The following is a 4,167-nucleotide window of genomic DNA, read 5'->3' as shown; positions in this document are numbered from 1 at the left end:
GGGCGGCCGGCGGGGGTGGCTGGGGTGTTGACGATTTTTTTTGTGATGTTTCTCATGTGTGTCATCTGGTTTCTGTGGGGGGATTGGAGTCGGAGTGAAAGGCTGCCGGAGTGGCCCGATAATGTCCGGCAGCGGCTTACAGATGCAAAGTTAAGGACGCGAACACCCGGTTTTAGTGCGATAATGCGGAGATACCGGAAATTTTTAGTATTTTTGGTCTCATTCTTTTAGTGGTTAAATTATCTTACACATGAGACTTTATAAGAATATTCTGCTCGCTATCTGGAGCTTGATCTACGTTGTGACGGTCGTGTTTTTTGTCAGAGGATCTTTGACGCCGGTGCCATTCGGATGTCTGACAATCGGCTTTTTGTGCTATCTGATTGCTTTCTTTCATGACCTTTCAAAGGAGGTGAAAAGATAAGTGGTTGTTGCAGCAAGTTTTGCAATATCCTATAAAAATAAACAGAGGCTGCTTTCGGTTCTATACCTGAAAAGCGGCCTCTGCTGTTATGCGATAATGCGGGGGAGGGTTAGATTTTTTCTACGAGGATGCCGATCTGTTCGACTCCGCGGAGGGTGTCGACGCGCATGATGTGGCGCAGGGTGACGGGGCGGGTGAGGTCGATGCGGGTGTCGGGGTTGACTATGAGTTCGCGCTGGTAGCCGGCGCCGAAACCGCTTCCGAGCCAACGGCCATAGAGGTCGGCGAGGGGCATGTTGATGGTGTCGCGCAGCAGGTAATGGCTGTCGCCGTGGTAGGTCAGCTCAAGCCAGATGTTGGAATAGGGGTAGGCGTTGCTGTGACGCAGGGCTACATGGAGTGTGCCGTCGAGTATAGAGTCATTGTCGGTCAGCGTTGTGTCGACCGGCAGGAGGCTGATGGTGTCGGTGTAGGCCCACCCTTCAGCCGGAAGCTGCTCCCAGCTGCTGTAATCGCGCTCCCCGCGGCCACAGGCTGCGAGAAGCGCGAAAAGTGAGACTGCTATAATAATATAGGTGATTGATCGCATCTTGATGATCTCTGATGGAGGCGTTGTCAAAACGATCGCTTATTCCTGATTGTCGCGGAAGGCTTTGGGGATGCGGTTGGGACGCTCTGCGGGGGTGTCGGAAGCCTGAGACCGGTTTTGCTGGCGGGGCTGCTGCGCTTTGGGTTCGCGCTTAGGCTCCTTGTTGCGGCGCTCACGGTTTTTCGGCTGCTGAGGCTGCGAGGAGTTGCCTTCGGGGTTCTCGTTGCGTCTGCGCTGCTTCTGCTGATCGCCTGAGGCCTTCTGCGGTCCTGGATTGTCGGACTTTTCGGCCTGAGGAGCCTGCTGAGGCTGCTGGGCGTCGGTCTTGGCGGCACCTCCACCGCTTTTCTTCTTGCGCTTTTTCTTCTTGGTCTTGTCGAAGCGCGTGAGATCGTCCTGCGAGGCGAGGTCGATGGGTCTGGCCTTGGCGGTGCTCTTTTCAGCATCGTCGGCCTGGAGTTGCAGCGGTTTTTCGCCGCGGCGGTTCATCTCGATGATCTCGAAGGCGCGGGCAGCGGAGATGGTGACGAGGTTGGCAGCGATCTGCTTGTCGGTCGAATAGGTGATCTCCTTTTTGAAGATGTCGGTCTTGAAGTGGAAATAGGTGTTGTCGGCGGTTTCGAGACGGATCTCGCGGCCTGGGAGGTGGCGGGCGCTTTCAACGTAGGTGTCCACTTCGAAGTTGAGGCAGCATTTGAGTTTCGCACACTGTCCGGCGAGCTTCTGCGGGTTGAGCGAGATGTCCTGATAGCGGGCGGCGCTGGTGCCGACGGAGACGAAGTTGGTCATCCAGCTCGCGCAGCAGAGGGGACGGCCGCAGGAGCCGATGCCGCCGATGCGGCCTGCTTCCTGGCGGGCGCCGATCTGCTTCATCTCGATGCGCACCTTGAAGGTCTCGGCGAGCACCTTGATGAGCTGTCGGAAGTCGACGCGTTCGTCGGCAATGTAGTAGAAAATGGCCTTGTTGCCGTCGCCCTGATATTCGACGTCGCCGATCTTCATGTTGAGACTGAGCGATTCGGCAATCTTGCGGGCGCGGATCATGGTGTCGTTCTCGCGGGCCTTTGCCTCCTCGTATTTTTCGAGGTCGGCGGGTTTGGCTTTGCGGAACACTCGCTTGATCTCGGCGTCGGGCTTGATGTTGGCGCGGCGCATCTGCAAGGCCACAAGCTTGCCGGTCAGAGTGACCACGCCGATGTCGTGGCCGGGGGTCGATTCAACGGCCACGGTGTCGCCGATGGCCAGATCTATGTTGGCTGAGTTGCGGTAGAAGCCCTTGCGGGTGTTCTTGAACTGCACCTCAACGATGTCGAAGTCTGTCACGCCGCCGGGGATATCCTCCATCCAGTTGAAGCAATGGAGCTTTCCGCGGGGGCATTTTCTGTCTTTTTCTTCCATGACTCAGACCCTCCCTTACTTGGCGAAGCTAACGGAGCGGGTCTCGCGGATTACGGTGATTTTGACCTGTCCGGGATAAGTCATCTCGTCCTGGATGCGGCGTGCGATTTCCGAGGAGAGCTTTTCGGTCTCGACATCGTCGATCTTGTCAGCGCCGACAATCACGCGCAGTTCGCGACCGGCCTGGATGGCGTAGGTCTTGATGACACCGGGATAGCTGAGGGCGAGCTGTTCGAGGTCGTTGAGACGCTTGATGTAGGCCTCGACTATCTCGCGGCGGGCGCCGGGACGGGCGCCGGAGATGGCGTCGCAGACCTGCACGATGGGAGCCAGGAGCGAAGTCTGCTCGATTTCGTCGTGGTGGGCGCCGATCGCGTTGCAGATCTCAGGTTTTTCCTTGTATTTTTCGGCGAGTTTCATGCCGAGGAGTGCGTGGGGCAGTTCGGGCTCTTCGTCGGGCACCTTGCCTATGTCATGGAGCAGGCCTGCGCGACGGGCTTTCTTCGGGTTGAGGCCAAGCTCGGAGGCCATGATGGCACAGAGGTTGGCAGTCTCGCGTGAGTGCTGGAGGAGGTTCTGTCCGTAGCTTGAGCGGTATTTCATCTTGCCGACCATGCGGATGAGGTCGGGGTGGAGGCCGTGGATGCCGAGGTCAATTGCGGTGCGCTTGCCGGTCTCGATGATTTCCTCTTCGATCTGTTTGCGCACTTTGGCAACGACTTCCTCGATGCGGGCGGGGTGGATGCGTCCGTCGGCCACGAGCTGATGGAGGGCGAGACGGGCGATTTCGCGGCGGACGGGGTCGAAGCCTGAGAGGACGATGGCTTCAGGGGTGTCGTCGACGATGATTTCGATACCGGTCGCAGCTTCGAGGGCGCGGATGTTGCGGCCTTCGCGGCCGATGATGCGGCCTTTGATCTCATCGCTGTCGATGTGGAAGACTGTGACGGAGTTTTCGATGGCAGTCTCGGTTGCGAGGCGCTGGATCGACTGGACCACGATGCGCTTGGCCTCCTTGTTGGCGGTCATCTTGGCTTCGTCCATGATGTCGTTGATATAGGCGCTTGCGGCTGTCTTGGCCTCGTCCTTGAGCGATTCGATGAGCTTTTCCTTGGCTTCCTCGCTCGAAAGGCCGGAGATGTGTTCGAGAGTGTCCTGGGCGGTGCGGCGCAGGCGGTCGAGTTCCTCTTTGCGCTGGTCGATCACTGCGAGCTGGGCTTCGAGGTTCTGGCGGGTCTGTTCGTTTTCGTTGCGGGCGCGGGCGTTTTCGCTCTGCTGCTGGTTGAGCTGGCTCTGACGCTGTTTGAGTTTCGACTCCTCGGTCTGGATGCGCTGCATGCGCTGGTTGGCCTGCTTTTCGGCTTCGGTCTTGATGCGGAGTTCCTGTTCGCGGGCAGCGAGGAGTTTGTCTTTCATGATCACTTCCGCCTCGCGGTTGGCGTCGTCGATTATTGTTTTGGCGCGCGAGCGGGCTGTCGACCGCTGGACGGCTACCAAGATCACTATTCCGATGGCGGCTCCGATGAGAGCGGCGCAGATGTAGAATAATATATCCATAAATTTAAGGACTACAAAAAAGGATGAAAAATGTATGTATATAAAAAATGCACGGGTCAATCATCCGTACCTCTCGCAGACCGCGGCATCCCGCGGGAGAGGCGCTCGTCAGATGGATTGAGCGTGCGTGAATTCGGTTGAAAAGCCGTCAGGGGAGGGGGGTGAAGACCGTGGCTCTCTTGCCGGGGATGGGCTTCGG

The 4,167-nt window shown here is 57.8% G+C and carries 3 protein-coding genes; all 3 read right to left on the bottom strand.

Translation table 11 applies throughout. The features are described from left to right. Positions 1-533: 533 nt before the first annotated feature. Genes K2H17_RS10000 through rny form a run of 3 tightly spaced genes read right to left on the bottom strand, consistent with a single transcriptional unit; the run spans position 534 to position 3,968 of the window. On the bottom strand, positions 534-1,013 hold the full coding sequence (locus K2H17_RS10000; protein WP_300134329.1) for a gliding motility lipoprotein GldH: 480 nt from the start codon (positions 1,011-1,013) through the stop codon (positions 534-536). Between the two features lie 39 nt (positions 1,014-1,052). Beyond that, the gene (ricT, locus tag K2H17_RS09995; protein ID WP_300134324.1) at positions 1,053-2,411 is read right to left on the bottom strand and encodes a regulatory iron-sulfur-containing complex subunit RicT; all 1,359 of its coding nucleotides are present in this window, start codon (positions 2,409-2,411) and stop codon (positions 1,053-1,055) included. A 15-nt stretch (positions 2,412-2,426) separates the two neighbouring features. Next, positions 2,427-3,968: a ribonuclease Y gene (gene rny / locus K2H17_RS09990; RefSeq protein WP_300134321.1), complete on the bottom strand. Its 1,542-nt coding sequence runs from the start codon at positions 3,966-3,968 to the stop codon at positions 2,427-2,429. Positions 3,969-4,167: the final 199 nt, after the last annotated feature.

The organism is Duncaniella sp., assembly GCF_029054785.1.
Taxonomy (GTDB): domain Bacteria; phylum Bacteroidota; class Bacteroidia; order Bacteroidales; family Muribaculaceae; genus Duncaniella.
This window is presented reverse-complemented; position numbering and strand designations above follow the sequence as displayed.